General features: G+C 45.9%; 28 protein-coding genes and 1 other RNA gene. 6 read left to right on the top strand and 23 right to left on the bottom strand.

Going from position 1 to position 26,339, the window contains the following annotated elements; translation table 11 throughout:
• Positions 1-43: 43 nt before the first annotated feature.
• From ACLVWU_RS01000 to ACLVWU_RS00990, 3 genes are all read right to left on the bottom strand, one after another.
• Positions 44-1,147 (bottom strand): DUF444 family protein, encoded by a 1,104-nt coding sequence (locus tag ACLVWU_RS01000; RefSeq protein WP_413578758.1) that lies wholly within the window; start codon positions 1,145-1,147, stop codon positions 44-46.
• Entirely contained in the window at positions 1,144-3,219 is a 2,076-nt protein-coding gene (locus ACLVWU_RS00995; protein WP_413576597.1) for a PrkA family serine protein kinase, read from the bottom strand. Before ACLVWU_RS00995 ends, ACLVWU_RS01000 begins: the two co-directional genes overlap by 4 nt.
• A 76-nt stretch (positions 3,220-3,295) precedes the next feature.
• Positions 3,296-3,943 carry a hypothetical protein gene (locus tag ACLVWU_RS00990; protein ID WP_413576596.1) on the bottom strand — a complete coding sequence of 216 codons (648 nt, stop codon included), beginning with the start codon at positions 3,941-3,943 and terminating at the stop codon, positions 3,296-3,298.
• Between the two features lie 17 nt (positions 3,944-3,960).
• Between ACLVWU_RS00990 and ACLVWU_RS00985 the strand changes: the two genes are divergently transcribed.
• The gene (locus tag ACLVWU_RS00985; protein ID WP_413576595.1) at positions 3,961-4,581 is read left to right on the top strand and encodes a hypothetical protein; all 621 of its coding nucleotides are present in this window, start codon (positions 3,961-3,963) and stop codon (positions 4,579-4,581) included.
• Positions 4,582-4,631: 50 nt separating this feature from the next.
• Here ACLVWU_RS00985 and ACLVWU_RS00980 read toward each other — a convergent pair whose 3' ends face one another.
• The gene (locus ACLVWU_RS00980; RefSeq protein ID WP_413576594.1) at positions 4,632-6,509 is read right to left on the bottom strand and encodes a tetratricopeptide repeat protein; all 1,878 of its coding nucleotides are present in this window, start codon (positions 6,507-6,509) and stop codon (positions 4,632-4,634) included.
• 93 nt (positions 6,510-6,602) lie between these two features.
• A complete protein-coding gene (locus ACLVWU_RS00975; RefSeq protein WP_413576593.1) occupies positions 6,603-7,100 on the bottom strand; it encodes a hypothetical protein in 498 nt (165 codons plus the stop codon).
• Between the two features lie 290 nt (positions 7,101-7,390).
• Here ACLVWU_RS00975 and ACLVWU_RS00970 point away from each other — a divergent pair, with 290 nt between their 5' ends.
• Positions 7,391-7,936 carry a polyhydroxyalkanoate synthesis regulator DNA-binding domain-containing protein gene (locus ACLVWU_RS00970; protein WP_088617236.1) on the top strand — a complete coding sequence of 182 codons (546 nt, stop codon included), beginning with the start codon at positions 7,391-7,393 and terminating at the stop codon, positions 7,934-7,936.
• A 70-nt stretch (positions 7,937-8,006) separates the two neighbouring features.
• On the opposite strand, the gene ACLVWU_RS00965 is transcribed toward ACLVWU_RS00970, so the two are convergent.
• Both ACLVWU_RS00965 and lpoB read right to left on the bottom strand, forming a co-directional pair.
• Positions 8,007-9,218: a COG3014 family protein gene (locus ACLVWU_RS00965; protein WP_413576592.1), complete on the bottom strand. Its 1,212-nt coding sequence runs from the start codon at positions 9,216-9,218 to the stop codon at positions 8,007-8,009.
• Between the two features lie 32 nt (positions 9,219-9,250).
• Positions 9,251-9,850, bottom strand: coding sequence for a penicillin-binding protein activator LpoB (lpoB, locus tag ACLVWU_RS00960; protein ID WP_413576591.1), 600 nt, complete (start codon positions 9,848-9,850; stop codon positions 9,251-9,253).
• A gap of 154 nt (positions 9,851-10,004) precedes the next feature.
• Here lpoB and ACLVWU_RS00955 point away from each other — a divergent pair, with 154 nt between their 5' ends.
• Entirely contained in the window at positions 10,005-10,409 is a 405-nt protein-coding gene (locus ACLVWU_RS00955) for a JAB domain-containing protein (RefSeq protein ID WP_413576590.1), read from the top strand.
• Positions 10,410-10,417: 8 nt separating this feature from the next.
• On the opposite strand, the gene ACLVWU_RS00950 is transcribed toward ACLVWU_RS00955, so the two are convergent.
• From ACLVWU_RS00950 to ACLVWU_RS00920, 7 genes are all read right to left on the bottom strand, one after another.
• Positions 10,418-11,011, bottom strand: coding sequence for a hypothetical protein (locus tag ACLVWU_RS00950; RefSeq protein WP_413576589.1), 594 nt, complete (start codon positions 11,009-11,011; stop codon positions 10,418-10,420).
• A gap of 47 nt (positions 11,012-11,058) precedes the next feature.
• A complete protein-coding gene (locus ACLVWU_RS00945) occupies positions 11,059-12,990 on the bottom strand; it encodes an ATP-binding protein (protein ID WP_413576588.1) in 1,932 nt (643 codons plus the stop codon).
• A gap of 47 nt (positions 12,991-13,037) precedes the next feature.
• Positions 13,038-13,967, bottom strand: a complete 930-nt coding sequence (locus tag ACLVWU_RS00940) for a zf-HC2 domain-containing protein (RefSeq protein ID WP_413576587.1) — start codon at positions 13,965-13,967, stop codon at positions 13,038-13,040.
• Positions 13,968-13,998: 31 nt separating this feature from the next.
• Positions 13,999-14,469 carry a hypothetical protein gene (locus ACLVWU_RS00935; RefSeq protein ID WP_413576586.1) on the bottom strand — a complete coding sequence of 157 codons (471 nt, stop codon included), beginning with the start codon at positions 14,467-14,469 and terminating at the stop codon, positions 13,999-14,001.
• A gap of 33 nt (positions 14,470-14,502) precedes the next feature.
• A complete protein-coding gene (locus ACLVWU_RS00930) occupies positions 14,503-15,546 on the bottom strand; it encodes a rod shape-determining protein (protein ID WP_413576585.1) in 1,044 nt (347 codons plus the stop codon).
• Positions 15,547-15,691: 145 nt separating this feature from the next.
• Complete coding sequence (locus ACLVWU_RS00925) at positions 15,692-17,326, bottom strand: glycerol-3-phosphate dehydrogenase/oxidase (protein ID WP_413576584.1); 1,635 nt, start codon at positions 17,324-17,326, stop codon at positions 15,692-15,694.
• 8 nt (positions 17,327-17,334) lie between these two features.
• Complete coding sequence (locus ACLVWU_RS00920) at positions 17,335-17,787, bottom strand: hypothetical protein (protein WP_413576583.1); 453 nt, start codon at positions 17,785-17,787, stop codon at positions 17,335-17,337.
• 51 nt (positions 17,788-17,838) lie between these two features.
• Here ACLVWU_RS00920 and ACLVWU_RS00915 point away from each other — a divergent pair, with 51 nt between their 5' ends.
• Positions 17,839-18,582 carry an HAD family hydrolase gene (locus tag ACLVWU_RS00915; RefSeq protein WP_413576582.1) on the top strand — a complete coding sequence of 248 codons (744 nt, stop codon included), beginning with the start codon at positions 17,839-17,841 and terminating at the stop codon, positions 18,580-18,582.
• Positions 18,583-18,598: 16 nt separating this feature from the next.
• Here ACLVWU_RS00915 and ACLVWU_RS00910 read toward each other — a convergent pair whose 3' ends face one another.
• The 8 genes from ACLVWU_RS00910 to ACLVWU_RS00875 form a co-directional block, all read right to left on the bottom strand.
• Positions 18,599-19,087, bottom strand: coding sequence for an N-acetyltransferase family protein (locus ACLVWU_RS00910; protein WP_413576581.1), 489 nt, complete (start codon positions 19,085-19,087; stop codon positions 18,599-18,601).
• A 118-nt stretch (positions 19,088-19,205) separates the two neighbouring features.
• On the bottom strand, positions 19,206-20,525 hold the full coding sequence (locus ACLVWU_RS00905) for an aminopeptidase P family protein (RefSeq protein ID WP_413576580.1): 1,320 nt from the start codon (positions 20,523-20,525) through the stop codon (positions 19,206-19,208).
• Between the two features lie 18 nt (positions 20,526-20,543).
• On the bottom strand, positions 20,544-21,548 hold the full coding sequence (locus ACLVWU_RS00900; RefSeq protein WP_413576578.1) for a patatin-like phospholipase family protein: 1,005 nt from the start codon (positions 21,546-21,548) through the stop codon (positions 20,544-20,546).
• Positions 21,517-22,293 carry a TlyA family RNA methyltransferase gene (locus ACLVWU_RS00895; protein ID WP_413576577.1) on the bottom strand — a complete coding sequence of 259 codons (777 nt, stop codon included), beginning with the start codon at positions 22,291-22,293 and terminating at the stop codon, positions 21,517-21,519. The genes ACLVWU_RS00900 and ACLVWU_RS00895 overlap by 32 nt, the downstream gene beginning before the upstream one ends.
• A 5-nt stretch (positions 22,294-22,298) precedes the next feature.
• Positions 22,299-23,168 (bottom strand): polyprenyl synthetase family protein, encoded by an 870-nt coding sequence (locus tag ACLVWU_RS00890; RefSeq protein ID WP_413576576.1) that lies wholly within the window; start codon positions 23,166-23,168, stop codon positions 22,299-22,301.
• Between the two features lie 5 nt (positions 23,169-23,173).
• Positions 23,174-23,395: an exodeoxyribonuclease VII small subunit gene (locus ACLVWU_RS00885; protein WP_088616156.1), complete on the bottom strand. Its 222-nt coding sequence runs from the start codon at positions 23,393-23,395 to the stop codon at positions 23,174-23,176.
• A complete protein-coding gene (xseA, locus tag ACLVWU_RS00880) occupies positions 23,395-24,816 on the bottom strand; it encodes an exodeoxyribonuclease VII large subunit (protein ID WP_413576575.1) in 1,422 nt (473 codons plus the stop codon). Before xseA ends, ACLVWU_RS00885 begins: the two co-directional genes overlap by 1 nt.
• 40 nt (positions 24,817-24,856) lie before the next feature.
• Positions 24,857-25,015, bottom strand: coding sequence for a hypothetical protein (locus tag ACLVWU_RS00875; RefSeq protein ID WP_413576574.1), 159 nt, complete (start codon positions 25,013-25,015; stop codon positions 24,857-24,859).
• Between the two features lie 149 nt (positions 25,016-25,164).
• On the opposite strand from ACLVWU_RS00875, the gene ssrS reads away from it, so the two are divergent.
• Positions 25,165-25,328, top strand: a non-coding RNA gene (gene ssrS, locus ACLVWU_RS00870) — 6S RNA.
• Between the two features lie 241 nt (positions 25,329-25,569).
• Positions 25,570-25,812, top strand: coding sequence for an AbrB/MazE/SpoVT family DNA-binding domain-containing protein (locus ACLVWU_RS00865; RefSeq protein ID WP_413576573.1), 243 nt, complete (start codon positions 25,570-25,572; stop codon positions 25,810-25,812).
• Here the strand turns inward: ACLVWU_RS00865 and ACLVWU_RS00860 are convergent, their stop codons facing one another.
• Complete coding sequence (locus ACLVWU_RS00860) at positions 25,813-26,334, bottom strand: hypothetical protein (protein WP_413576572.1); 522 nt, start codon at positions 26,332-26,334, stop codon at positions 25,813-25,815.
• Positions 26,335-26,339 lie beyond the last annotated feature (5 nt).

The following is a 26,339-nucleotide window of genomic DNA, read 5'->3' as shown; positions in this document are numbered from 1 at the left end:
AAACCCTTCTTGCTAAGACCACTGCCAACCCAAAGTCGGTTAATTAGCGGCCTTTTCCGAGGAAGTCTTTGATGGAATCAAGAATCTTGTCTCTGCTTTCGATTTGGCTGAGAGTGATTCGTTCGTCCTCGCCGAATTCCTTTTGTAAGTCTTTTAAAAACTGACCACTGCCGTATTTACTTTCGACCTGGCCATAGCCAAAGACATTACAGTTAGGCAGGAAGAATTCCTGCAGCATCTTCACACAAAGACGCGTGTCCTCGCCACTCCAGTTGTCTCCGTCACTGAAGTGGAAGGGATAAATATTCCATTCGTTACTTGGATAATCAGCTTGAATGATTTCCTGGCAAAGCTTGTAGGCAGAACTGATCAAGGTACCGCCCGATTCGCTGGTTCTAAAGAAAGTATCCTCGTCGACTTCTTTCGCAGCGGCATCATGGATAATGAAACGAGTCTCAAGGCCCTTATAATGTTTCTTAAGCCAGGTATTGATCCAGAAGCTTTCAAGTCTGACGATCTCTTTTTGTTCCTCTCCCATCGAACCCGACACGTCCATCATATAAATGATCACGGCCTGAGTTTGGGGCTGATTCACCTTTTTAAAGGATTTGTATTTCATATCCCGGCGAATCGGCAGCACCAGCGGCTCTTCGGCATTGTAGGTACCGGAACCGATCTGACGTTTCAGTGCGCTTTTATAAGAGGATTTGAAATGACGAAGTCCTTCAGGTCCCACCGGAGCGATACCTGTGAATTTCGTTTTTAAGGAATCGATATTTTTGTGACCTTTGGGCTCAATGCGCGGAAGCTGCAGCTTTTCACCCAGGATCTCGGCAAGCTCTTCCATCGAAAGCTCAACTTCGACCATGTGCTCGCCAGGCGCTTCACCGGCTTGACCTTGGCCACCTTCACCTGGGTCACCAACATCCTGACCGGGTTGACCTTCACCTTGGCCAACACCGCCGGATTGTTTGGGACCGTAACGGAAATTCGGAATATCAATACGTGGAAGTGGGATTTTGACGTATTCGTCTTCCCGCTTCCCAATCATTTCACCATTAGATACGTACTTGCGAAGGTCTTCTTTGACCTTCCCCTTTACGATATCTTTAAATCGGTTTTGATCTTCCCGTATTGCCATTGTTATCTACTTTTCACATCGCCTCGGGCGAAGATACTTGCCACGTAATGCAGAACATCCGTCGCAGAGATTTCATCGTATCCGAAGTCTTTAATAAGACGTGTTTTAACGATATCAATCTTTTCTTGCGTATCTTTATCAACAGCGTTGCTGACAAGAGTTGTAAGCTTGATCGAGTCTTTTTGATCTTCAAAAAGTTTCAGCTCAATCGCCTTGTGCAAGCGTTCGTTCATCTTGAAGTTAAATTTCTTGCCTTCAAGTGCCAAAGCCCCGATGTAGTTCATGATCTCACGACGGAAATCATCTTTACGGGATTCTGGTATTTCGATTTTATCTTCGATCGATCTCATCAAACGCTCATCCGGCTCTTCGTCATTTCCAGTGAACTGGTTACGAACGCGTTCCTTTTGAGTATAGGCTTTTACGTTATCAATATAGTTCGAGCACAATCTGGCCATCGCGCTTTCATCGGCGCTGATCGCACGTTGAACTTCCGCCTTAATAATCTCTTCGTATTCCTGCATCACGACACCCAAAAGCTCCTTGTATTCAGCTTTCAGCTCTTCGTTTGAAAGAAGCGAGTGACTCTTAAGGCCTGATTCCAATTCTTTAAAGACCATGAACGGATTCACAGAACCTTTATTTGATTGCTGCGCATTTACCAGCGCATTGGAAAGCTTGTCCTGGATATAACGAGCCGAAATACCTTCCAGACCTTCACGCTGAGTTTCCTTACGAAGCTCGCGCACGTTGTCTTCAGTATAATTCGGAAGCGTTTTACCATTATACAGTTTCAGTTTTTGCAAACGTGTCAGGTTTGCCTTCTTAGGTTTTTCCAAACGAGTGAGGATCGCCCACATCGCTGCCATTTCAACCGTATGAGGCGCTATGGAAATACCGCGCACCTTTTGCGAGTTGAAATCACGCTTATATATGTTGATTTCATCTTTCCAGCGAGTGATATAGGGGATATCAATCTTCACAGTACGGTCACGAAGGGCTTCCATGAATTCGTTGTCTTGCAAACGACGGTACTCTGGCTCATTCGTGTGTCCGATGATCACTTCATCGATATGAGTTTGCGCGAATTTCTTCGGCTTAACTCTATGCTCTTGGGAAGCGCCCAAAAGGTCATACAAGAAGGCTACGTCAAGCTTCAAGACCTCGACGAATTCAATCATCCCGCGATTGGCAACGTTGAACTCCCCGTCAAAGTTAAAGGCACGAGGATCCGAATCCGAACCGTATTCTGCGATCTTACGGTAATTGATATCACCGGTAAGCTCTGTGGAGTCCTGATTCTTTTCGTCTTTCGGCTGGAAAGTACCAATACCGATACGATCCGCTTCAGATACGAAAAGGCGTTTTACACGAACGTGTTTTAGCACGCTCATCAAGTCGCCATCATAATGCTCCATCAAGTGTTTAAAGATAAAACGAGAAGGCGGAGAAAGCTCACCATCCACGTGAACGCGGAAGGAACCTTCCTGACCTTTATTGATTTGATCATAAAGGGAAGAACGCATTTCCTCTGGGATCAGCAACAAAGGTTCTTCATTCATCGGAGAATGGAAAACTTTAACGTCTTTACCCAACAAGCCCTTCAGTTCGTTCTTTTCATCAATCCATTCGAAAGTGTACAAAGCACCCTGGGGTTGGTGCGAATAGCGCTCAAGACCTTTTTTTAGCATGCGACAAATTGTGGATTTCGCACTTCCCACCGGGCCGTGCAGAAGAATTACACGTTTCTCTGTGCCGTAGCCCAAAGATGCTGATTTCAAAACGTTTACCAACTTCATTAACTGCACATCCAGCCCGAAGACTGCGTCTTTGCCATTATTGAATTGATCACTAAAAAACTTATATCTGACGACTTCTTTTTTGAAATCGAGATACGTTTCTGTGCCCTCCTCAACGATCATGTCATACATGCGTTGATAAGCATTTCGAGTGATTTTTGGATTAGCTTTGACGAGATCTAAGTACTCAGAGAAAGTACCGCTCCAGTGTTCTTTAGCATTGACGCTGGAATTCTGCCAGTTGCTGATCAGCGAGTGAAGGTCAATCTTAGAGGACATAATACTCTCCCCGGTGACTTGTGACACACCTACCTTCCTTAGATTATGCCTCAATACTAGACGGTTAACGAGTTTTTTAATTTAATTGTATTGCCTTGAAACCATCGGGTTGTTTCAGAGTGAATGTCTCGGATTTAAACTGGACTTCGGTCTGGGGAGCTTTAAAAAGCCACTGCATCTCGAATTGCGGAGCCGTAATTACAACCTTCTTCTGTCCTTCGGTTCGATCTTTCCAATCAACTCGAATAGAACGTTGTTGGTTTTCACAACTCTTTACTAATTTGGAGATATCCTGCTCGCAAACCCAGCCAGGGCCACGTACAGGTTCATCGAATGCGATATTAGCCAGATTCATTGGGTGCAAACTCAAACCGATTATACGTTCAATGGATTTTTCAGAGTTCTTTCCATAATAGAATTCTTTTCGGGGATAGATGGCATAAGCAATTTCTTTGGGAGACATAACCAAAGATGCGACCTGAAATCCCATCAAGGCAGAAACATCCATTCGAACCTTCTGATTCTTAATTGCCAGCATATCAATAGATACGGACTGACTTTTATTTGCCTTCATGTCGCGAATCAGAGCCTTGGTTTGCCATTCGGCTTTTTGCAGAGGACCTTCCACGATAGGTTTACTGGCACAGGCATTCAGTAGCAGTACCGCAAGAAAAATTGAAAGACCCTGCATCAATGATATTAATTGTCGCCAAAGAATTTTCATTCCCTTAGCATAGGGAAATGCATTCAGTTAAACAAGCTTTGATCATGTTTCGTCAAAACTGGAAGGACAGTCTATTATTAGGTGTCCTTGCCACTCTATTTACTTTCTTTTCACAAATCGTTCCCGTGATCGGCGCCCTTTTGATCGCTGTGGGACTTTTGATTTTTCAAGAGTTGGCAAACCTGCGATTACAAAAAGGACGCTGGCAGCGCGATTTCACTCACCTGCAAAAAGATTGGGTCTCCTGGTTGATCACGGCTGTTATTTTAATGCCCACAGGTATTCTGATGGGTTCGGCTTTTGGAATCATCCATAGCCCACAGCCCTTGATTCAATCTCTACCCGCGGGATTCGGCCTAATGTCACTGGGAGTTTTCTTTTACTTCATTTTAAGTCATGGCTTAAATCTGCAACTGGAAACCCATCAGGGCATCGCAAAAGCTTTGGATCGCACAGCGCTAAGTTCTGTCAGAAATCTGGGAACCTATCTGATCGCGACAATGACTGTCGCTTTGGCTCTGGTGATAGCCACTTATCTGCGCGGTTACGGGCTGGTTCTGGCGTTGCCGCTGATGTTCTTTACCTGTTTCTATCTATATATAGAGCTGAAAAACAAAAAGGCCTTCGACAAGAAATAAAAAAGCCCACCGAAGCGGGCCTAAGATTCTCCATTGTTCCGACCAAGGAATTATTTTGCCGAGTTGTCCGCCGCCACGGGTGTCGTATTGGTTGATGCTGGCAATCTTGGAGAACCTAATTCTTGTCTTTCAATTGCAGTGATCTTAGCGCGAATTTCCTGAACCTTTTGCTTGTCAGTTTCAAGATCCGCAGCTTTGCGATACATTTTTTTAGCTTTATCAATCATGGATTGTCTGTAGTAAGCGTCACCCAAGTGTTCCGCAATAATGCTCACAGTCCCTTGGAATTTGTGAGCGGCCTCCAGGAACTTGATTGATTCAGTGACTTTGTTTTGTTTGTACAAAATCCAACCCAATGTATCCAGGACATAACCATCTTTAGGCTCAAGCTCTGTCGCACGACGTGCCAGCTTTTCAGCCTCATCCAGATTCTTGTTCATTTCAGCCCACGTAAATGCCAGGTAATTCATGCCTTGAACATGGTTTGGATCAAGCTCCAGAACCTTTAGCATTTCCGAAACCACGATGTCTTTGTTACCCATGCGATCGTTGATAGTTCCGAAGTAAAATCTTAGCTGAGCATTCTCTGGGAACTTCGCAAGACCTTGTTCCAAAACTTTCGCTGCTGATTTGAAATCGTTCTTTTCATCCAACAAGGATGCATACATTGCATAAACCTGTGGTTGATCCGCACGCTCTTTCAAACCTGTAGAAACCATTTCGATGGCTTCATTCAAACGGCCCAAACCTTTAAGAAGGTAGGCCGCGTGAACCACAGACTCACCATAGTAAGTGCTGGATGCCGGGATCTTTTTGAATTCGCGAACTGCTTTTTCTGCCTGGCGTGTTTCTTCGTAAACTGCCGCAAGGTAAAAACGGATCTTGTCTGACTCTGGAGCTTCTTTCAGAATCTGCTCTAACTTATCAACTGCCACTTCATAGCGTTTTTGCTCGATCAGGATCAGTGCCATCTTCATTTTGATATTCAATGGCTCGTCTGAATTCTGCTCAAGCACTTCAAGCTGATCGTAAGCCAGATCGTAACGACCCTGCTCGATGTATGTTTGCGCAAGTACGTCTGCGATTTTCGGGCTTGGAGTATTTTCTTTTTGGAAATTGCGATACAACGTCAGGGCTTTTTCGTCCTGCTTTTGTTTTGAGTAAAGCATACCCAGAGTCAACACACCGTCAGCGAAATCCGGCTTGATCTTCAAAGCGGTTTTGAAAGACTGCTCCGCGGATTTTTGATATTTAGCTTCGGGTTGTTCCATACGCACACGGCCAATATAGTAGTGCGCAAGATATGGAGTGACATAGTCAGGATTTTTCAGCAAAGACTCAAAGTACTTTACGGCTTTGTCGGATTGCTTTTGCTCTGAGTACAAAGCACCAATGTACAATGGAGCTTCCGTGTTCGTCGGAGAAAGCTTCATCACCAGTTGATACTGCTCCATCGCTTTCGGATAAAGCTTCATGGATGAATACAAACCACCCAACAGCAAGTGAGATTCAATATTCTTTGGATCCTTTGTTGTTGCTTCCTCGGCCTGAGCCAAAGATTCAGAGATCATACCCAGCTTAAGGTATTCCGCTGCCAAGCGCATATTCACTGTTGGAGAATTCTGATCGTAAACAAGAGTCATCTTGAATGACTCGATAGCTTTGTTGGCATTACCATCCAATGCATATGCTTCACCCATAGCGAAATAGTAATCCGCTTGTGTGCGCATATAGAGTGGATCCAGTGAGGTCTGACCATCTTTTGAAGTAATCGGAGGTGGAGTTAATGATGCCGGCGCTCTATTGCGATCGTTAAAGGACGCTTCGTAATAAGTTGCTTTGTCGGAATCTTGTGACGTGAACGTGGCGCAGGCAGTAAGCGAAAGAAGCAGCGCTGCGAATGTTCCGGTCCTAGTAATAAGAAGCATGAGATCTCCTTGGTCACTAGGCTGTTCGGAGCTATATGGAAAAACCTTGATGAAAGGGGCCAATAACTTGACCCTTGGACAGGGTGGCAAAGTCTAATTTTGAGACATACTCAAGACCACGCCGACATCATCCCCACCGAAGCTGGGTTGACCGACAATCTTCTGATCTTCATTTTCGAGTTCTTTACTTTCCACTTTAGAATTTGGGCCAGATGACCAAACAACGATACGGATATTGGAGCTGCGCTCTGCATTTGGCAGAACCCGATAGTGGTACGGCTGACCCCATGGGTCGGTTCCCATCGTTCCGGTCTCACGAAGGCTGTCCAATGAGTCAGAAACTGGGGCCACAGAGGCCGGCAAACGGCCTCCTGAAGACACTTTCGGCGCCGAAGAAACCTTTGTCGCTTCGCGGTAAATTTGTACAACTTGGTAACCTACCACCTCTGCTTTCTGCAGGGCGGCTTTAGTCTGAACGTCTTGGGTGGATTGGTTCCAGGGGGAGGCAATGATGGTCGCGGAGAAGCCGACCAGACCCAGCAAAGTCAAAACTCCTGATGACTTAAACTCTTGTTTTTTATCATGTTTCATTAAATTACCACCCGCAACGTGATCGACCCTAATTACGTTTCGGAGGCTTCAGAAGAAAACTTTAGACAAAGGTCTTAGAAATAAGTGCAAAAAACAAACAAGGGTTTAAACTGGCTTCCTTTCTCAAATAGGTCATATTTAACGCCTAGAGTCTTTTCTTTTGATCTGAGGACCGCTTGACAAGGCATGGCACCGGGGATAGGTTGCGCCCATCGACAGGGGGACGTGCTGAATACTTTAGCACATATCTCATTGGATATTTTGGGTAAATTTCAAATTGGGAGGCACTTTTGATCAACCAAAACGAAACAATGACATCTAAGCCAAACTCTAAAGTTAAAATCATCAAGCGTTATCAGAATCGCAAACTTTATGACACACAACAAAGCTGCTACGTGACTTTGGACGACATCGCTAAAATGATTCGTACAAACGAAGAAGTAATGGTTATCGATAATAAATCAAAAAACGATATCACTGCTGCAACTTTGACTCAGATCATCTTTGAAGCTGAGAAGAAAGCATCTCAATATGCTCCTCTTTTCACACTTCGTGAAATCATCCAAAATGGCAACGGCAGCATTTCTGGCTACCTTGCGAAACTTGGTGCATTCCCTCAGGATTACATGACTAAACAACAAGTAAACACAGTTGTTGAAAATGCGTCTGCGGAAATGAAACAAAACTTGGAAAACCGCGTTGCTACTGCTGCAACTCGCTACAACACAGACACTACTGCTAAAGTAGCTGCTGAAAAAGCGACAGTTCTTCCAGGTCTTCAACAAGACGAAGAAACTCCGAATCTTCCGGGTTCTTCACTTGGTTTGAACAACTAATTCTGTTTCAACAGAATTAGTGTAAAGAGGCTCAGCTCCGGCTGGGCCTTTTTTTTGCCCTGGCCGTTGCTTATTTTACTGAGCGCCAGACTACGAACTTCTTTTTGCCTGCTTCAATCGTGAATTTCTGATTGATCAATGATTCGCCTGTTGGATTTCCGGCGATATTCAAACCTTCAAGATTGAATTTGTATTCTCCGGGCTTTAAGGGAACCCGGATCATTTGAATTGTTTGCGGCAAAGTCGACCACTGACGAAGATCCGCGCGATCTGCCAGATTCATAGCCAAAAAAGTCAGATCACCCAAAAGCTGATTCTGTTGTCGGACTTGATCTGCCAGAACTGCTTTTGTTGCCAATCCCGCCATTCGTTTCGCAACCAGAATTCCATAATCCTCTTGCAGAGTTTTTATGGCTGCCGCTTGTACATCGTACAATGGATTACTTACATAAATCCCCTGTCCATCAATAGTCAGGCGTGTGGTTTTTGTTTCACTTGGTGTCGGATACAAAGCAGGCAATCGATATTCATTCTGAGCCGCATATTTTCGCGGACCCCAACCTTGCTGATAAAGAATAACCAACTCACCCATGGATTTATTGTACCAATCCGGGTTTTCTTTTACGTCGGAAAACTTCTTTTTCCATTCTTTATAAGCATCGGGACGTCTTGCAAGTTTTGCAGAACGAATTAAATCCACTCCGATATTGGGAATTCCGGGATCTAATTTGTAAGCTTCTTGATAGGCGATATAAGCATCGTCGTATTCCCGGTCGGCTTCCCAGATCAACGCCGAAAGATACTTACTGAATGGATTGAGCTCGAATTTCTGTTTTTCTTCCTGACGGTACTTTTGATATTTTTCATTGATTCGACGGGCTTCAACCAACGCATCATCCAGCTTGCCGATTTCTAAAAAGTTCATAGCCAGATAGGCGTTGATGAAAATCTTTTCAAACGTATCGCCCTTGTACTGAACCATCTCTTCGTTCAAGGCCAGCGAACCCGCCACACGGGAAACCGACTGATAATCAACCTGTTCAGAGAGTCGATCCGCACGCAGAAGAACCGTGTTACTTTCAGGAATGTTTCCGGAAACCTGTAAAGCCACCCCGTAATCCAGCAGGTAAACCAGCTGATCACCGTCCTCTTTGTTAGCAAGCGGTTCAAGTTCTTTGAGTGCTTTTTCGAAATCGCGAGTAACAAGATACGTACGCGCTTTATCCACTTTACCCTGGTAAGTGGCGCATCCCGAAAGCGATAGAATAAAAAAAAGACCCACAAATCCTGTGAGTCTTTTGGAGTGAATATTCATTACAGTCCGATTGATTTTTTCTTAAATACTTTACGGATTTGTTTTTGATCAGACCAAGTGATCATGCTTGTTTTCAAGTTCGTCAAATTCAAAGTCAGTTTGTAGTATACAGACTTGTCTTTACCAACTTCCTGAACGATGGAATCCAAACGACCGTTGATGATGAAATCTGCACCAACTTGTCCGCCCGGACCTTTTTTTGATTCCGCGCTGGTCATGCCGGAGTTTTGATAGTTGTATTCGTCTGCAATATCGCCACGTGCTTCTTTATCGATGAATGCCACTTTGCCGGTTTTCATCAATTCAACACGGATCATGTCCATGATGCTTTGAGTGTCGATGTGTTCGCTGGTTTTGTTTTGCAAACCTGTCACCATAACCACTGGCATTCTTTTAGCTTGAGTGATCGCTGGAGATTGCAATGCGCTTGTCACAAGATCGTGCACAGCTTTTTGCATGTCAGTTTCGGACCATTGATCGTTCAACAGATTTTCTCTGCCAACATCGTCATAATCACCTTTAGTGAAAGCTTTTGGACCGCAGCTTGTAAGTGCCAACATTGAAACTGCCATTGCAGTAACTAGGAAATTCCTGAACATAAAATACCCCTTTTATTCCAGAACAAGTCTATGCCGAGCCATTGCCACGTGCAAGTCCTGCCCGTATGCCCCACGAACGGCGTCCAATTTTCGTTCGTCGCTGTACGCCAAGTTCTGACTAAGGATAGCTTGGCTTTTGCATACCCTTCGACGCATGACTGAAATTACTTGCAGCTCCGAAGCCTTTGAAGTTCTAAAGCCCAACGTCAATCCCTTCTCTGAGGAACTGTGGATCATTGCATTAAATCCCCAGCTACAATTAATTTCCACAAAGATGATTTTCCGCGGCACTGCAGATCATTGCCCTGTTCATCCCAGGGACATTATTCGATTTCTGGTAACAACAAATGCGACTTCTTTTATGATGGCCCACAATCATCCCAGTTCCAGTATAGAACCGTCGACTCAGGATTTGGCAATTACACGACGAATGTATAACTGCGGAAAACTGATTCAAATTCCTCTGATTGATCACATTATTTTCAGCAGCCATAGTTACTACAGCATGGCTGATCATGGATTTTTTAAGATTCTTAAAAAGTCTTCACGTACGATATGACGCCGAAACTATTGGATTGCGCCACCGTCGGAATTAAAGATATCCACGGTACCGGGTTTGCGATTGATGGGAGTGACTTTGCGCACGCGATATTGATCATCAAGAATCACGTTGTATCCGCCCTTTGCGGCATTCTCCACAAACTGACGTGCGTACTCTTTCTTGTAAGCTTCCGAGTAGGCAGCTTCCTGTTCCGCATTGAAAAGTTCCTTTTGGATCACATCATGGGGATTGGAAGGAACCCCCTCCCCTTTGTCTCCGCGACCGAACAATGCAGCCGTTTCTGCAGACCGGGAATCATTTGAAAGATCCAAGCCTGAATCCTGCGGATCAAAAGTTGCTTGTGCTTTGGTTCTGTTGAAATCTGCAGAGGCCGAGTTTTCGATTTCCATGCGACGACGCTGAAACTCCATCTGTTCATTGGTCAGCATCAGATGCTTATTCACGGATTTTTCGAACGTGGGAGTTTTGGCAACAGCACCTGATCCATTTTTGCTTTTGGTTTCAGTCCCCATCGATAACAATACAAGCAACCCTGCCCCCAAAAACAGAAGCACGGCTAAAAGTTTGCTGTTATCATTCTGAGATTTATTCTCTGCCATCTACTTAAATATCGGCTGACAGAGCGGACTTTTAAAGGTGCCAACCCTTAGATTTGTCTGGATTCCTGGGAACTTTTCTCCTGCACTGGAGGATAGACCGGTAAAATCACGATAAACTCGGTGCCGACGCCTACTTCAGACCGTACCTGCACTTCGCCACCATGATTCTGTACGATTCCATAGGAAATACTAAGACCCAAACCAGTTCCCTGACCCACGCCTTTAGTCGTAAAGAATGGATCGAATATCTTATCGATGGTCTCGGGATTCATGCCCTTGCCACTGTCTTGAATTGAGATTTGCACCCAGCCCGACTTGGATTTGCTGTCTTTGACTGGCTTGTAGTCTTTCAATGGCATTGTGGATATCCAAACGTGACCAGCGCCATCAATGGCTTGAACAGCATTGGAAAGGATATTCATAAAGACTTGGTTAATCTGACTGGCATAACAATGGATATGCGGCGTCGGTTCATACTGGCGATGAATTTCAATTCGTCCTTTGATTTCACCCTGAAGCAAGTTCAGTGTCGTATCCAAACTTTGATGGAGATCAATTTCTTGTAGTTTGGCTTCTTCTAAACGCGAAAAATTGCGCAACCCTAAAACAATGTCACGTGTTCGGCGCGCACCATCCTGGCATGACGAAATAAGCTTCGGCATATCTTTTACTATGTAGTCAAATTCATACTCGTCTTTAAGAGCCGGTAGTCTTGACGGATCTTTCTCTGCAGAATCAACCAGCTTGATCAACTTATCACCGTAATCGCGCAGGTAAGTCATGTTCGAATAGATGAATCCTATCGGATTATTTAACTCGTGCGCAACGCCTGCAACCAGCTGACCCAAACTTACCATTTTTGCCGAGTGAACCAGTTTGGTTTGCGTGTCTTTAAGTTCGCGATTTGCAGTTTCAAGTTCTGTAATTTTCTTGCGAAGATCTGAACGGGCGGTCCAGATTTTCTTACTCATCTCATTGAAGCTTTCGGTCAGAAGCCCTATCTCGGTGTCATTCTTTACTGGAATTGTTACGGCTTGCTCCTGTGACTCGAAAGACTGTAGTGCCCCGACCAGGTCGTACAGTGGCTTCAAAACCCAGTTGGATGTAACAAGAATAGTGATGATCAACAGGAACACCACCGCCCCAACGACCGTCATAAAGGCGATATTCACGTTTCTAAGAACTGCTGCGGATTCACTTTTTGAAGCACCCAATGCCACATAAAATTTGGAAATGCCCCAGTCCATCGGATACACGATAAAGCCATAGGGATTACCACGGACATTTAAGTCAAAGAATGCATCTTTGACCGGGCGGAAATAATTCTTAAAAAAGTCTTTTTTATACAGGTAAAAGTCCGAGTGACTTGCCGCCACCAGATCACCGTTATCGCGAATCAGAATCAGTTCAAGCTTCAATCTGTTTTTGATTTTGCTTAAAAAAGATTGATTCAAATCCAAAACTTGTTCGATGTAACCAATCAAACGACCGCTGTTATTCTTCACCTGGGAGATCAAAATAAGATTCAGCTTGCGACCTTCACTGTATTCCGCAACACCGATATCATTCTTGGATTTGACCTCTTCCATGTACTTGGCGGATAAAAAAACCGCTTCTTTACCCGGCATGAAATTCCGAACAACACCTTTATCATCTTTGAATACGGATGCCAGCATCCGGCCTTCACGATTGAAAAACGTCAAACTGGAAGTGTCATCCGCGCGAATCCAGGTGTTCGCAACATTGCGAACGGTATTTCCATCCCCCATCGCAAGATGATAGGTCAAACTCGGGTCACGCAAGTATCTTTCGCGACGCTGTTGCAAGGTGGTTCTAAATTCATTGATGATGTTTTCAACTTCACGGGCATTCCCTGTCAGGCGCTGAGTCAGCTCGTGATCGATGGCTTTTTCGTATTTAACCATCGAATAGTAAGTTACGAAAGCCAATGGCACGACGGAAAACAATAGAGACCACACGATTAGAATCGTACGTAATGATCTCTTTGGTTTCCGTCTTAAGGTTTTCACTTTTTATCTTCGTCCACGGTGATAATCAGACGGATAATTCCATCTGGCATTACGCGCGGATGCTTTTCTTTCGTTAAATTAACTTTGCCGTAGGTACCCAGAAACGTCGTCAGATCCTGATACTTTGCCTCGGGTAGTGTGAAGTGATAGTAAGTGGAGGTTGGTGACTTCTGCCAGCCCAGCTCCACGGAACCAGCTTTACGACCGCCCAGCTCTTTGATCTTCTCGGTGATTTTTGGTCCTACAACTGAAAGATTGGTCAATGCAATCTCGCCGCGATACAGGTACCCGCCTGAAGCAGCCGAAGCTGACTCGTCGTCTTTCTCGGTTTCTTTTTTCGCAGCTACTGCTACTGCAGCAGCAGTCGCCGCCGGCGTCATTGACGGTTTCGCCGCCGCAACCGAAGCCGCAGGAGAAGCCTTCACTTCTGCTGTAGGCATTGGTTTAGGAACCTGAAGTGGCTTATCCGTTTTAGGTTCCTCATCCACGAATTGAGGTTTGTCTTCGTACTGCGCCACTTTTTCAGTTTTGCTGACTTCAGACAGAACCACTTCTTTGCTACCGCCACTCATCCCAATTTGCAGAACTTTCTGCCATGGGGCTACGGTCAACAACGTCACAATCACACCGACAACAACCAATGCTTCAAGACCCCACTTTAATCCCTGAGGCCAGCGATCAAAGTTTGATTTTTGCATCAGCACTGTCAGGTAAGTGGACGGTGTATTGATTTGCTCGATAATTGGTTGAGAAACGATCGTACTGGAAAGTTGTTTTGCGTAAACTTCGCCGTTTTGGATTTTATTAAGATCCAACTGGGCATCGCGGGAAAACTTCACGTGATCTTCGACCGCCAGCTTGCGTTCTTCATCCAGAACACCTGACAAATAGTCATAAAGCAGCTCGTGGCCGATAAAGGGAGACATCTCCCTTTTTCCTTTTTTAGAAAGAGACAGTTTACCCTCTTGCTGTGCCATGCTTTAGCTTACCCATCCCTTGAGTCATAGTGCCCAGCTTGCGTAAAGCCCGGCCCAAACGATAGCGAATCGTACCTTGAGTAATTCCAAGGCCTTCGGAAATATCATTGTCTTCAATTTTAAGAATTTTTGACCAGATCACAGTCAGAAGCTCGTCTTCAGAAGCTGTTTTTTGGAATTCACGCCAAGGACCCAAATCCACACCTTCGGGAATCAACCAACCGGATTCCACCGTCGTATTCGGGCGACCACGCGTGACTCGAACTTTGAATTTGTCCCAAGTGATCTTGGTTGCCGCAACCAAGGCAACCGGATTTGAAATTTCTGGATTTCTTTTCTTTTTATCCCGACAAAGGGCTAGTGCTTGTGTCGAAGCTTCGATCGCCCTTCTGTCATCTAGTAAAGCAAAGTAGAAAAACAAGGCGATCGATTGAATGTCGGCTTCGGTCATGTACTTCCTAATATAAGTAGAATGACCCTTATGTTAGTCGACTGTCAGCTGTCTGAGAAGGTCCAATTGGTCTAGAACTTTGCCGGAGCCCATAACTACGCAGCTCAATGGATCTTCTGCGATAGAAACTGGCAATCCAGTACGTTCTCTTAGTAGAACGTCCAGGTTCGCAAGCAATGCACCACCACCTGTGAGAACAATTCCGTTATCTACGATATCAGAAGCAAGCTCTGGCGGAGTTTTTTCAAGAGCAGTACGAACGGCATCCACAACTTCAGACAAAGGATCCATCAAGGCATCGTTAACTTGAGAACTTGTGATCTCGATAGTTTTCGGAGCACCCGCAACCAGGTCACGACCTTTGATTTCCATCGTTTTTTCATCTTCGAATGGATAAGCGTTACCGATTTGGATTTTGATTAGTTCAGCAGTTCTTTCACCGATCAACAAGTTGAACTGACGGCGTACGTAATTGATGATCGCTTCATCAAACTTATCACCCGCAACTTTGATGGATTTACAGTAAACGATACCACCCAAAGAGATAACCGCGACACCGGTAGTGCCACCGCCCATATCAACAACCATGTTGCCGGATGGTTCAGTGATCGGAAGACCTGCACCGATAGCTGCTGCCATTGGTTCTTCGATCAAGTAAACTTCACGAGCACCTGCTGATTGAGCAGCTTCTTTAACCGCACGTTTTTCCACCTGAGTGATTCCGTATGGAACGCAGATGATGATACGTGGACGGATGAAAGATTTTTTCTCGCCCAAAGATTTACCGATGAAATATTTAAGCATGGATTGAGTAACTTCGAAGTCAGCAATAACACCATCTTTGATCGGACGAATTGCCACGATAGAACCTGGTGTTCTGCCCAGCATGTGTTTTGCTTCTTTACCAACTGCAAGAACGCGATTTTGCATTCCGCGGTAGTTCTTCTGAACTGCTACAACAGATGGTTCATCAAGAATGATCCCACGACCCTTTACGTAAACGAGAGTGTTGGCTGTGCCCAGGTCGATGGCGATATCATTGGAAAAATAGTCTTGTACTTTGTCAAAAAAACTCATGCTGAATCTCTCTCAAGAAAATTTCATTGTGCTATTTCGTCTACAAGTCTAGGGAGATTGAAAAGCAGAGTCAATACTGATATTTAGGCCCTTCGGCGAGTGTTTCTTGACGCACTACTCCACCAGGGGCGGAGTGTAGACGAACTTAAAAGTGCTTTTTCCACTCGAGTTCATGCCCCATATACTCGGAAAGTGCGTGCTTCTCGTCGTGAAGTCTTTTGTCTGACCAGCTCAGTTTCTCTTGGAAAACTTGAGCAATTTCATCCAAATGCTTCAGTCCATGATTGCGATCCGCTAGGAACAACGGAACCCGGCGCGAAAAGAAATCTTTCAAGTTCAAGCACATCGTATTGTCGATGGCCTGGGCGGCTTCCAGCTGCCAGTAAGTATACTTATAATCATATTTGCTTAGGATAACTTCGGCTTCCCGTCCGTACCGCTGCGCCAATTCCACAACATCTTCTGTCGGGCGGCCATACTCCTGAGCCCACGCACTCGCAAGCACGCGTGCCTCGTGGTAAGCACTTTCAGATGTAAATTCATTCAAAGCAACGGTCGTATCTTTTTTCGCAAACTTGGCGCGATCTTCCACAGTGAAACTTTTCAGTGCGTGGGAAACCGTTTGTTGGCACATCAGGCGGTAAGTCGTGTATTTGCCACCAGCCACAAATGTGACGCCCCGTGGATCATCAATGATCGTGTGCTCGCGACTTGTTTTGCCCTCTGAAGAAGATCCGTCATTCACCAAGGGACGAACACCTGCATAGCTTGCAATCACATCGTGCGCCGTCAAGTTGGCGCCTGGGAAATAGTGGGAAGTGATTTCCAAAAGATATTTTACATCTTCCGGCGTGACGGAAACATTTTCTGGAGATTCTTTGAAGTCCGTATCTGTTGTGCCGATGATGATCATCTCGTGGCGCGGAATACCGAAAACAATTCGGTCGCCTTTTTCTGCTCCCATCACCACCGCTGTTTCCAGCGGCAGACGGTTTTTAGGCAACGTCAGATGAATGCCTTTGGTTGGGCGCAGAATCTTTTTCCATTCCTTAAACAGACTCGAACCCAACTGGTCAGTCCAGGGACCTACAGAGCTGATCACATGGCGACCGCGAATTTTAAATTTTTCTTTATTAAGCTGATCTTCGCAATGAACCGCGGTGATTTTTCCATCAGCACCGAAATCCGCACCCGTGGCAGCCACATAGTTTGCGGCAACCATGCCCATTTCGTTTGCGGAGCGCAAAGTCTCATGCACCAGACGATCATCATCCATGTAGCCATCTGAATACACATACGAACCCAAAAGATCTTTTTCGCGAAGTGCTGACATGCGTTCCATGGATTGCTTGGAATCAAGACGCTCGTGCATTTCTGGTGATTGAAACAAAGCCAGAATATCGTAAAGCCACATGCCAAGACCCATCTTAAACATGCCGACACGGCTTTCTTTGTACAATGGGAGCATGAAACGCAATGGATGCACCAGATGTGGAGCCATTTCGAATAATTTATTTCTTTCGTTCAAGGCTTCAAAAACAAGTTTGAAGTCCATGTTTTCCAGATAGCGAATCCCGCCGTGAACCATTTTGCTGGAGCGAGAAGAAGTTCCTGAAGCAAAATCCCGGGCCTCAACCAAAGCGACTGACATACCCCGCGCACAGGCATCACGTGCGACACCGGCTCCGTTAATCCCGCCACCAATGATGACAAGATCGAATTCCTGAGTTTTCATTTTGGACAAATTCTGAATGCGATTCACGAAGGAAAAATTCTTCATACCTTATCCTATTTCGTTGTTTTTACAGCAAGCGTGCCTGGCTCCCAAGTTGCGGGCTTAAAACCTTTTACCGAGTTCGGAACTCCATTCTCTGACGGAAAGTAAACTCTTTGCAGATGTTTTTCGCGACCCAGTTTGTAAGCCAACTCACAAAGTTCATCGCGGGCCTGCAAAGTTGTAAACTGCACATGCTCAACCCACAGTGTTTGCGTCTGCCCATCAAGGAACAGCAATGGTTGAGCAATGAAGTAACCCAACAGCGTGCCTGATTCCTGGTCCTCGGCCAAAAAGCTCCAACCAAGTGCAATATAGTGATTTAAAGCTTCCACGCGGTGTTTGGAATTCCATAACGCGATCATTCTTTCCATCTCGTCAGGATATTGTTCCGTAAGTTTGCGATTTTCGAGATCCAAAATTCGTTGTAAATCGTCAGTTTGGATAACGCGACAGTAAAGACTCATGAACCCCAGCTCCCTTGTCATTTTGACGTATCTATTTCATACTAAGACCCGATGAAATACAAAGACTATTCCTCTGACATTTGGGCTGCGATTAACAACACACTCGACCAGGTTTTGAAAGAACAGGAAAATCCTGTTGCTGCCTTCGATGCCGATGGAACTTTGTGGGATATCGATTTGGGCGAGACCTTCTTTCACCACCAGATCGACAACAAGCTGGTAGCTTTGCCAGCCGATCCTTGGAATCACTATGAAAACATGAAGGCCGAAGATCCGCGCAAAGCTTACTTGTGGCTGGCACAAATCTGTCAGGGTAAATCTTTGACAGAGGTTCAACAGTGGGCCAAGGATGCCGTCAAGGCAGCAGCTCCGGTTCCGGTATTTTCTGAACAGCGCAAGTTGATCCAGCTTTTACTTTCCAAAGGTGTAAAAATTTACGTCATCACTGCTTCTGTTAAATGGGCGGTCGAAGGTGGAGCTTCGTTGGTGGGGCTTGAGCATGACAACATCATCGGTGTGGAAACAGAAGTTCATGATGGAATCATCACTGACAAACAAAATGGAGTGATCACCTATCGCCAAGGCAAAGTTGAAGCTTTGTTAGCTAAGACCGGCGGTAAGCTGCCATTCCTGGCAAGTGGAAACACTATGGGCGACTTCAATTTGCTTGAAAGCGCCACTCACCTGCGCTTGGCTGTCAGTGCGGCTTCTCGTGATGATAAGATCTTTAAAACAGAAGCCGAGCTTGCACAAAATGCCGCTGATAAAGGCTGGTTGCGCCACCGCTTTATTTAGGATGAAGCATATTAGTTCAAGCTTTGCCTGCAAGCACCTTAAGAGATTCACCGGTCACACGGTGAACCGTCCACTCGTCCATGGGTTTAGATCCCAGTGACAAATAAAAATCAATGGCTGGCTTATTCCAATCAAGAACAGACCATTCCAGTCGACCACATCCGCGATCGACAGCGACCTTAGCTAAGTGACATAGTAGCTTTTTGCCATAACCTTTTCCACGGTGCTCAGGAAGAACGAAAAGATCTTCCAGGTAAATTCCCGGTAAAGCCAGAAATGTGGAATAGCTATGAAAGAAAAGTGCAAAACCGGCTTTTTGACCGTCTTCCTCTAAGAAAATAACTTCCGCGTATTTTCTATCGCCGAACAAAGTCTTTCTTAAAGAGTCCTCTGTCGCGACCACTTCGTGCTCAAGTTTTTCATACTTCGCAAGCTGAGTGATAAAATGCAGAATGGCAGAAATGTCAGATTCGTGGGAGGGAACGATCTTGATACTTTTATTCAACGACGCCTCCTTCTATCATTGTGGCATCGGATGCCAGCTTTTGGGCAAAAAAAAGCTCCGACAATCACGGAGCTTCTTACAGTCAACACACCGCACCTCCAAAGGCACGGCGTACCTTTTAGTTTTTACCGACTACTTTTTCGATGTCGGAAATTTCTTTTGGAACTGATGTGGTCATATTCTCTACACCGTTTGAAGTAACGCGGACGTTGTCTTCGATACGGATGCCGATGCCACGGTATTTTTGCGGCGCAGATGTATCATCAGCTGGGATGTAAAGACCTGGCTCGATCGTGAAACACATATTAGCTTCGATCGGACGTGGTTCGCCTTTTTTGAAGTACAAACCAGCATCGTGCACATCAAGACCCAACCAGTGACCGATACCATGCGGATAGTATTTCTTTTGTGCCAAGGCTTGGATCAAATCGTCTTTGCGACCTGATAGTAAACCCAGCTCAAGCATTGCATCTGTCAGCATGGATGTACCCATGTCGTGAAGATCTTTAAATACAATTCCTGGTTTTACGAAATCAACGATCGCCTTTTGAACTTTCAAAACAGCTTCGTACACGCGGCCTTGTTCATCAGTGAACTTACCGTTAACTGGATAAGTTCTTGTGATGTCACCTGTGTAGTAGTTGTACTCGGCCCCTGCATCGATCAACAACAGATCGCCGTCTTTGCAGACTTGATCGTTGAAGTTGTAGTGAAGAGTCGTTGCTGCATTACCAGAAGCCACGATGAAACCGTAACCTTCACGAGCAGAGTCTCTCATGTAGAAGTTATGAGCCAATACACCCTGAACCTGGCGCTCAGTCACACCCGGACGGGTAAAGCGCATCGCTGCCAAGTGTGCTTGAGCAGAGATTTCGCAAGCTTCGCGAAGTTGAGTCAATTCGTACTCTGACTTCACCAGTCGCATTTCACCGATCAAAGTGTCGGCATCGTGCACTGAAAGCAGACCGTAGCCAGTGCGACCACGCATTTGCTTAACAGTATTCAGCACGTGCTCCATCTTTTCGTCAGCTTCTTTGTTTTTGAACTGGCGATAGTAGACGGAATCAACCGTAGACAACAATTGCGGAGCCATTTTTTCAAACTCATCAATTGGGTAGCATTTGTCGATTTTAAATTCCTGCTCGCAGCCTTCTGGGCCGTAGCGGAATCCATCCCAAGTTTCTCTTTCGCGGTCACGACGACGCACGAACATCACTGTCTCTGGTGTTTGACCAGGACGAACGATCAAGATGGAATCAGGCTCCTCCCAACCAGTCAGGTAGAACATGTTCGAATCCTGGCGGTACGGGAAATGTACATCGTGATTGCGGATCGTTTCTGGATGAGAAGCAACCACCAAGGCAGAACCTGGGATTTGTTGAGCCAGGCTTTTTCTTCTTGCAGCAAAAATGTTCATGTCAAAAGTTGGTTTTCTCATTCCGGTCTCCTGAACTTTTTAAAGTCCCCATTTACGTGTCAAAGTTTTCAATTGGCGGTTTGCTGAGTCAGCACCCTTATTCATAATTTCACGGCGCTTATCGAAATCCATAATACCATAGTCACCCGTATCAAGGGTAATGACTGTATCAACTCCTGCAAAAGGCTTATTATACAGTCCCGCGATCTCACTCCATAATACGTTGTCGGTAGCGTTAGCATCCAAAGTGAACGGTTTGTTGCCGCCCGGACCTTGCAGGACATTTACCAACACCACAAAGTTCGCACCTTTTTGGCGCAGGTAACGGGCCAATCCCGAGACTTCCCTCACAGCTGCAACATTGCCCTGGAAGGGTTTAAAGAATGGCGGATAGGCCATACACATGGACAGCAATTGCTCCATGCCACCGCGATTCATCATCAGGGCCTGGTTCTTTTTCAAATTATACGAAGGACATGCAAAGGGAATACGGAAGTCCTCCGCTTTTTGATTTTTGAAAGCGGTACTGTAAAAATCGCGCATCACCGAGATGTCGCCGTTCTTATTCACGTTTCCAAGTAAGGACTTCTTGATGATCTCGTCATCTTTCATTTTGAACATTTGCCATTCAACGTCGTTGGCTTGCTCACGGTTTGCATACAACGCCGCCATTGGGGAGGCGAACTCGACCCCACCGATAGCATAAACCGGAACCTTCGCACGAGAAAGCTCGTGCAAGAATCCGATGTGGGCGTAGGCTTTTGCTCCCCCGCCACCCAGGATAAAGGCAATCTTCGGCATCGCTGGGATTACCGGCGCTGGAGGAGGTGGCGGTGCTACAGGTTCTTCAACCTGAACATCTGGCTGATAAGGAGATGAATCTTCGATGGGTTGGGAAGTGGTTGGCTTTTGAGTCTTGCCGTTCGACGGCGGCGTTGGTTTTGGACCACGGATATCATCACGAGTTCGGATGGATTGGCAACCCGCCAGGAAAATCACTGCCAATAGAAAGCTAGCGCTTTTTCGCGAATACAAAAAACTCATGATTGCCGTCCTTTCCTTCAATGGAAGAAGCAAAATAGTCCTTCACATCAAAGCCGCTGTTTTGGCAGCAGGCTTTGATCTTTTCTTCGACTTTCAAATATAACGAAGTGTCTTTGACAATACCACCCTTTGACAGCCCGTCAACGCCGACCTCGAACTGTGGCTTTACAAGACTTAGGATATGTCCCGACGGTTTTAGGAATCGTGCCAATTCCGGCAGAATCATTTCAATCGAGATAAAGGAAACATCCATGACAATCAAATCAAAACCTTCAGAAGGAGTTGCCGCGACCACGTCCGCTTCTTGGGATAGTGCGCGGGCATTGATTCCCTCAATGACCTTAAGTTTTGGGTTCTTTAGCAGAGCAGGACTCACCTGCCCATGCCCGACATCCACACCCAAAACATAGCGTGCGCCGGATTGCAGAGCACAATCTGTAAATCCGCCCGTGGAAATACCCACATCCAATACATCAAAATTTTGAATGTTCAGATTTACATGCTTAAGGGCTCCCTCAAGCTTTAGTCCGCCACGAGATACGTAGCGATTCGCAGGACCCTGATCTACTGAAATCAGGTTTTCCATATCAGCCGTCACTGGAATATTGGATTTCTTAAGGACTTGTCTTTGGCCATTCTTTTCCAAGAAAACTTGGCCGGCTTCAATCAACTCTTGGGCATGGGTGCGCGATTGGGCCAAGCCCTTTTCAAACACAAATATGTCCAAACGTTTTTTATCAGCCATAGCTTTTAGTGCTTTCGGGAAATATTAAAATTCACCAGGAATTCAAGCATCGCTGAATCCGGGCAAACCTTATGAAGTTCCGCCATGGTACTTTCACTGATGGTTTTTAAAAGGTCTTTAGTGGCTTCAAGTCCGATGATACCGGTGAAACTGCGAACATCCTGATCCTTTTCACCATGATCCAAAACATCATCAGCAACCTGAAATGCAAGCCCCAGTCCTTCACCGAATTTTTTCAATGATTCGATTTCATGAACTTTGGCGCCTGCGATCAAAGCAGCACCTTCAACCGCAACGCGAATCAACGCGCCTGTTTTTAAAAGGTGCAGATGAGTCAGCTCGGCTTGTGTCAGCTGTTTTTGACCTGCGCGCAGGTCGATAGCCTGACCACCCACCATGCCGCGAATGCCAGCAGCTTCAGAAAGCAATTGCACCAAACGACCTACCAGGAAGCCATTTTCAGAATAGTTTTTTGCGATAATTAAAAAGGCTTCAGTCAAAAGAGCATCGCCCGCAAGCAACGCGAAATCTTCACCGAAGACCTTGTGATTTGTGGGCTTACCCCGGCGCATGTCATCGTTGTCCATGCACGGCAAATCATCATGAATCAAAGAGTACGTGTGAACCAGCTCGACCGCGGTTGCGAAAGGCAGGACTTTTTCTGTCGAAGATCCCAACGCCTCTGCGATCAGGATCGACAGAACCGGACGGAAGCGTTTTCCGCCGTTGGTTGCAGAATAGAGCATGGACTTACGAAGCTCGGCAATGGCAGCACCTTGAGGCAACTCCATGTCAGACAAATACTTTTCCACAAACTGATTCACAGTTTGCACCTTCAAGGTCATTTCCTGCTCAAGCTGAATCGCCAAGTCCAAAACGACTACTCCTCTGGAGTGAAATCAGTGGTTACTGGTTTGCCGTCAGCACCCACAGACATCAAAAGTTTCACTTTTGTTTCTGCTTCAGACAGACGTTGATGACATTCACGGGAAAGCTTCACGCCCTCTTCGAAAAGCTTTAAAGAATCCTCTAAAGCCAAGTCACCTTTTTCCATTTTTTGAACGATCTCTTCAAGACGTCCCAATTTTTTTTCGAAATCCATTATTCCTCCTTCACGCCACTGACTGTGGCTGTGAGTGAACCCTGAGCCAGGCGAATATCGATGCTGTCGCCCGCTTTAACCTGGCTTGCTGATTTAATAACTTTTGAATCTTTTGTTACAATTGAATATCCGCGATCCACGACTCGCAATGGGCTCATGCTATCCAGCATTGCCATCATACGATCCATGCGGGATTTTTTTCTTTCCAAAGAAAACGACAAGGCTTTCTCGGAACGCTGTTGCAGGAAGTTCAGTTCCTTCTTACGACGATCGATCAGGTTTTGCGGAGTACCCAGTTTTTGCGTCAGCAACTCGACACGGTGATCTTTCTTATTGATCAATGTCGAAACAGCCAACTCCAGGCGAGTCAGCAAATCATCGTTACGAAGTTCAAGATCTTCCAAGCGACGTTTTGGATCCACCAGGCGTTTGGACAAGCCCAATGATTTTTCCCGCAGGAATTTCATCTTTCTATCGAAAGACAATTTCAACATACGCTCCAGTGACGTCACTTTATTCACGAGCTCGGAAGAACTTTTTGCAACCAGCTCTGCGGCGGCCGAAGGTGTTGGCGCACGCAAATCCGCGACAAAATCCGCGATAGTGAAATCAATTTCATGTCCCACTGCTGAAATAACCGGGATCGGACTTGCCGCAATCAAACGCGCCAGGCCCTCGTCATTGAAACACCACATGTCTTCGATAGAGCCGCCACCGCGACCTACAATCACCGCATCTACATCAGGCAAAGCCACGGCTTTTTTAAATGCCTCACGCAGCTGAGGTGCCGCTGCCTCCCCTTGCACGATTGTCGGAACGATGGTGACCTGGATGGATTTTGCCCGGCGGGAAAGGACATTCAAAATATCGCGAATAGCTGCCCCGGTCGGAGAAGTCACGATCGCAATATGTCTTGGAAATGTTGGAATCGGTCTTTTGCGGGCTGAATCAAACAAGCCCTCAGTACGAAGTTTATGCTTCAACTGCTCGAAGGCTTTTTGCAAAGCCCCAGCGCCCACGGGTTCCATCATATCAACCATCAACTGATAGTTGCCGCGGGGCTCGTACACTGTCACACGACCGCGAACCATAACTTCCATACCGTCAGTCGGTTTGAATTTCAGGCGGGAGTTGTTTCCGCGGAACATGACCGCAGTAATTTGTGACTTGGAATCTTTAACGCTGAAATAAAAATGCCCGGAGGTGTGAGCCTTGAAATTGGAAAGCTCGCCACGCACCCAAACCATACCCATTTGGCCTTCGATCAATTGCTTGATCTGGATATTTAATTGCTCGACAGAAAGCACTGCGGGCTCGTTGGATTTTACGGGCTGTTCAGTCGATGGACCTTGAGCCGCATCCAACGTGAGTTGCGCGTAATTTTCAGTCTTGCGAAGGGGTTGGTTTTTAGGGTCAGACATGGGGACTGAAGCTATAGCCAGCCCCGGGAGGAGTCAATACTCAGAGTGACGAGTGCCAGACATTTTGCGCGGCCCAAAGACCGCCCACAAAAAAGCAAATCCAGCCCAGATTTTTATGCTTCACCATGTTCTGAAATGCTTGGCCCATGCGCTCTTCACCCAGCTTCACCAAGGCGCGATTTTCCAGCACAAGTACCATGAGGAGTCCATAGAAAAAAACCACGAACGGGAAAATAAAATCAAGCTTTTGAGGTGTCATAAGCAATATATCGGAGGCTTACGAAAAAGTTAGAGTCCGGTTCGATTGACGAAACTATACTTCGTGCTAGAATAGTTTTCAGAGGGTTCGAAGGCGTAAAGCTCAGCGAAATTAAACCTTACAAGCATATTTTTGGGGACTGTCCCTGGCAATGGTGTGCAAGCTCAGCTCGTACTGAGAAGCCTAAAGTCGCTATCATGGTCACCCACCTTAGCTAAAACAGGTTTAGTTCAGAGTTGCCGACGGACCTTTTTTTATTTCTCCCCGCGGTTCCGCTAGGCGGAAGCACCCACTCCTTGGCACACAAGTACGGACACACTTTCTCCCACACCCCGACAAAAAATCTCATATTGGTACACTGATTTCGAAAGCCTAAAAACTGGCTCAAAGAAGGGTTTGCATCCGTCTACGGCGGACACTGTTCGACAAGCTATTTTCACCGCTTTATTCTGGTAGCAGTAGCGATTTAGAACGTTAATTGTTGGAGCACCCGCATGAGCAGATCATCCGCAACTTCCAAGGCCTCAAGAAAGAATCAAACCACTATTCCGCAACGCGTGCGCAAGGCACTGGGCATTGCGAAAGGTGACACTATTCTTTGGACTATTGAAGGAAACGAGGTCTCCATCAAGATCATCAATCGCGTGAATGTGGATTGGAATAAGACCCCGGAAATGTCTCTGCTGGAGTGGGCTCCAGCAGAAGAAGAAAAGACTCAGGAAGAGATCGCACTCTAATTATCGTTTAGCCACTTTAGCAGATCTGCCGGCAGCATGCGCTGGCACTCGCTTCATCGGCTTTTTCGCAGCCACTACAGCTTTAGCCTTTGCTTGCTTCACAGCTTTTGTCGGCACCACTACTTTTTTAGCTACCGAAGCGCTCGCAATCTGACGAGCTGGCTGAGCAGCCTGAACATCCGGACCCGCTTGAGACAGCAAATAAGCTGCAGCCGTGCGCTCTTCAGCTTTCAGCGACTTAGCCGCTTTCGACTTCAATAATTTGATATCTGATTGAGACAGTCTTTTCACTTGAGAACGAAGTTGCTCTTCATACTGTTTAGTACGGCCCTTTTTCATGGCCATAGTGGTTAACTCTTGCTCAATTAAAACAGTCGCAAGACTGAAGCCGCTTCCATCATCGACAAATTCTATTTCTTTTGGAGCAGGTGGACGGTCCTTACTCACCTCAGCGAATAATACGGCGCCCACAACCAAACTAAATGCGACTGAAAATACAATGTGATTATGATAACGAGACATATGCG

The sequence above is a fragment of the Bdellovibrio sp. HCB290 genome (genome assembly GCF_047305925.1).
Lineage (GTDB): Bacteria > Bdellovibrionota > Bdellovibrionia > Bdellovibrionales > Bdellovibrionaceae > Bdellovibrio.
Note: the sequence above shows the minus strand (reverse complement) of the source record. Positions and strands in the feature narration are given on the sequence as shown.

Bases quoted from the DNA above. Each gene is read 5' to 3' on its own strand.
- ACLVWU_RS00995 (WP_413576597.1), bottom strand. From the start codon at position 3,219: ATGTCCTCTAAGATTGACCTTCACTCGCTGATCAGCAACTGGCAGAAT.
- ACLVWU_RS00990 (WP_413576596.1), bottom strand. From the start codon at position 3,943: ATGAAAATTCTTTGGCGACAATTAATATCATTGATGCAGGGTCTTTCA.
- ACLVWU_RS00985 (WP_413576595.1), top strand. From the start codon at position 3,961: ATGCATTCAGTTAAACAAGCTTTGATCATGTTTCGTCAAAACTGGAAG.
- ACLVWU_RS00980 (WP_413576594.1), bottom strand. From the start codon at position 6,509: ATGCTTCTTATTACTAGGACCGGAACATTCGCAGCGCTGCTTCTTTCG.
- ACLVWU_RS00975 (WP_413576593.1), bottom strand. From the start codon at position 7,100: ATGAAACATGATAAAAAACAAGAGTTTAAGTCATCAGGAGTTTTGACT.
- lpoB (WP_413576591.1), bottom strand. From the start codon at position 9,850: ATGTTCAGGAATTTCCTAGTTACTGCAATGGCAGTTTCAATGTTGGCA.
- ACLVWU_RS00955 (WP_413576590.1), top strand. From the start codon at position 10,005: ATGACTGAAATTACTTGCAGCTCCGAAGCCTTTGAAGTTCTAAAGCCC.
- ACLVWU_RS00950 (WP_413576589.1), bottom strand. From the start codon at position 11,011: ATGGCAGAGAATAAATCTCAGAATGATAACAGCAAACTTTTAGCCGTG.
- ACLVWU_RS00940 (WP_413576587.1), bottom strand. From the start codon at position 13,967: ATGTCTCCCTTTATCGGCCACGAGCTGCTTTATGACTATTTGTCAGGT.
- ACLVWU_RS00935 (WP_413576586.1), bottom strand. From the start codon at position 14,469: ATGACCGAAGCCGACATTCAATCGATCGCCTTGTTTTTCTACTTTGCT.
- ACLVWU_RS00930 (WP_413576585.1), bottom strand. From the start codon at position 15,546: ATGAGTTTTTTTGACAAAGTACAAGACTATTTTTCCAATGATATCGCC.
- ACLVWU_RS00925 (WP_413576584.1), bottom strand. From the start codon at position 17,326: ATGAAGAATTTTTCCTTCGTGAATCGCATTCAGAATTTGTCCAAAATG.
- ACLVWU_RS00920 (WP_413576583.1), bottom strand. From the start codon at position 17,787: ATGAGTCTTTACTGTCGCGTTATCCAAACTGACGATTTACAACGAATT.
- ACLVWU_RS00915 (WP_413576582.1), top strand. From the start codon at position 17,839: ATGAAATACAAAGACTATTCCTCTGACATTTGGGCTGCGATTAACAAC.
- ACLVWU_RS00905 (WP_413576580.1), bottom strand. From the start codon at position 20,525: ATGAGAAAACCAACTTTTGACATGAACATTTTTGCTGCAAGAAGAAAA.
- ACLVWU_RS00900 (WP_413576578.1), bottom strand. From the start codon at position 21,548: ATGAGTTTTTTGTATTCGCGAAAAAGCGCTAGCTTTCTATTGGCAGTG.
- ACLVWU_RS00895 (WP_413576577.1), bottom strand. From the start codon at position 22,293: ATGGCTGATAAAAAACGTTTGGACATATTTGTGTTTGAAAAGGGCTTG.
- ACLVWU_RS00885 (WP_088616156.1), bottom strand. From the start codon at position 23,395: ATGGATTTCGAAAAAAAATTGGGACGTCTTGAAGAGATCGTTCAAAAA.
- xseA (WP_413576575.1), bottom strand. From the start codon at position 24,816: ATGTCTGACCCTAAAAACCAACCCCTTCGCAAGACTGAAAATTACGCG.
- ACLVWU_RS00875 (WP_413576574.1), bottom strand. From the start codon at position 25,015: ATGGTACTTGTGCTGGAAAATCGCGCCTTGGTGAAGCTGGGTGAAGAG.
- ACLVWU_RS00865 (WP_413576573.1), top strand. From the start codon at position 25,570: ATGAGCAGATCATCCGCAACTTCCAAGGCCTCAAGAAAGAATCAAACC.
- ACLVWU_RS00860 (WP_413576572.1), bottom strand. From the start codon at position 26,334: ATGTCTCGTTATCATAATCACATTGTATTTTCAGTCGCATTTAGTTTG.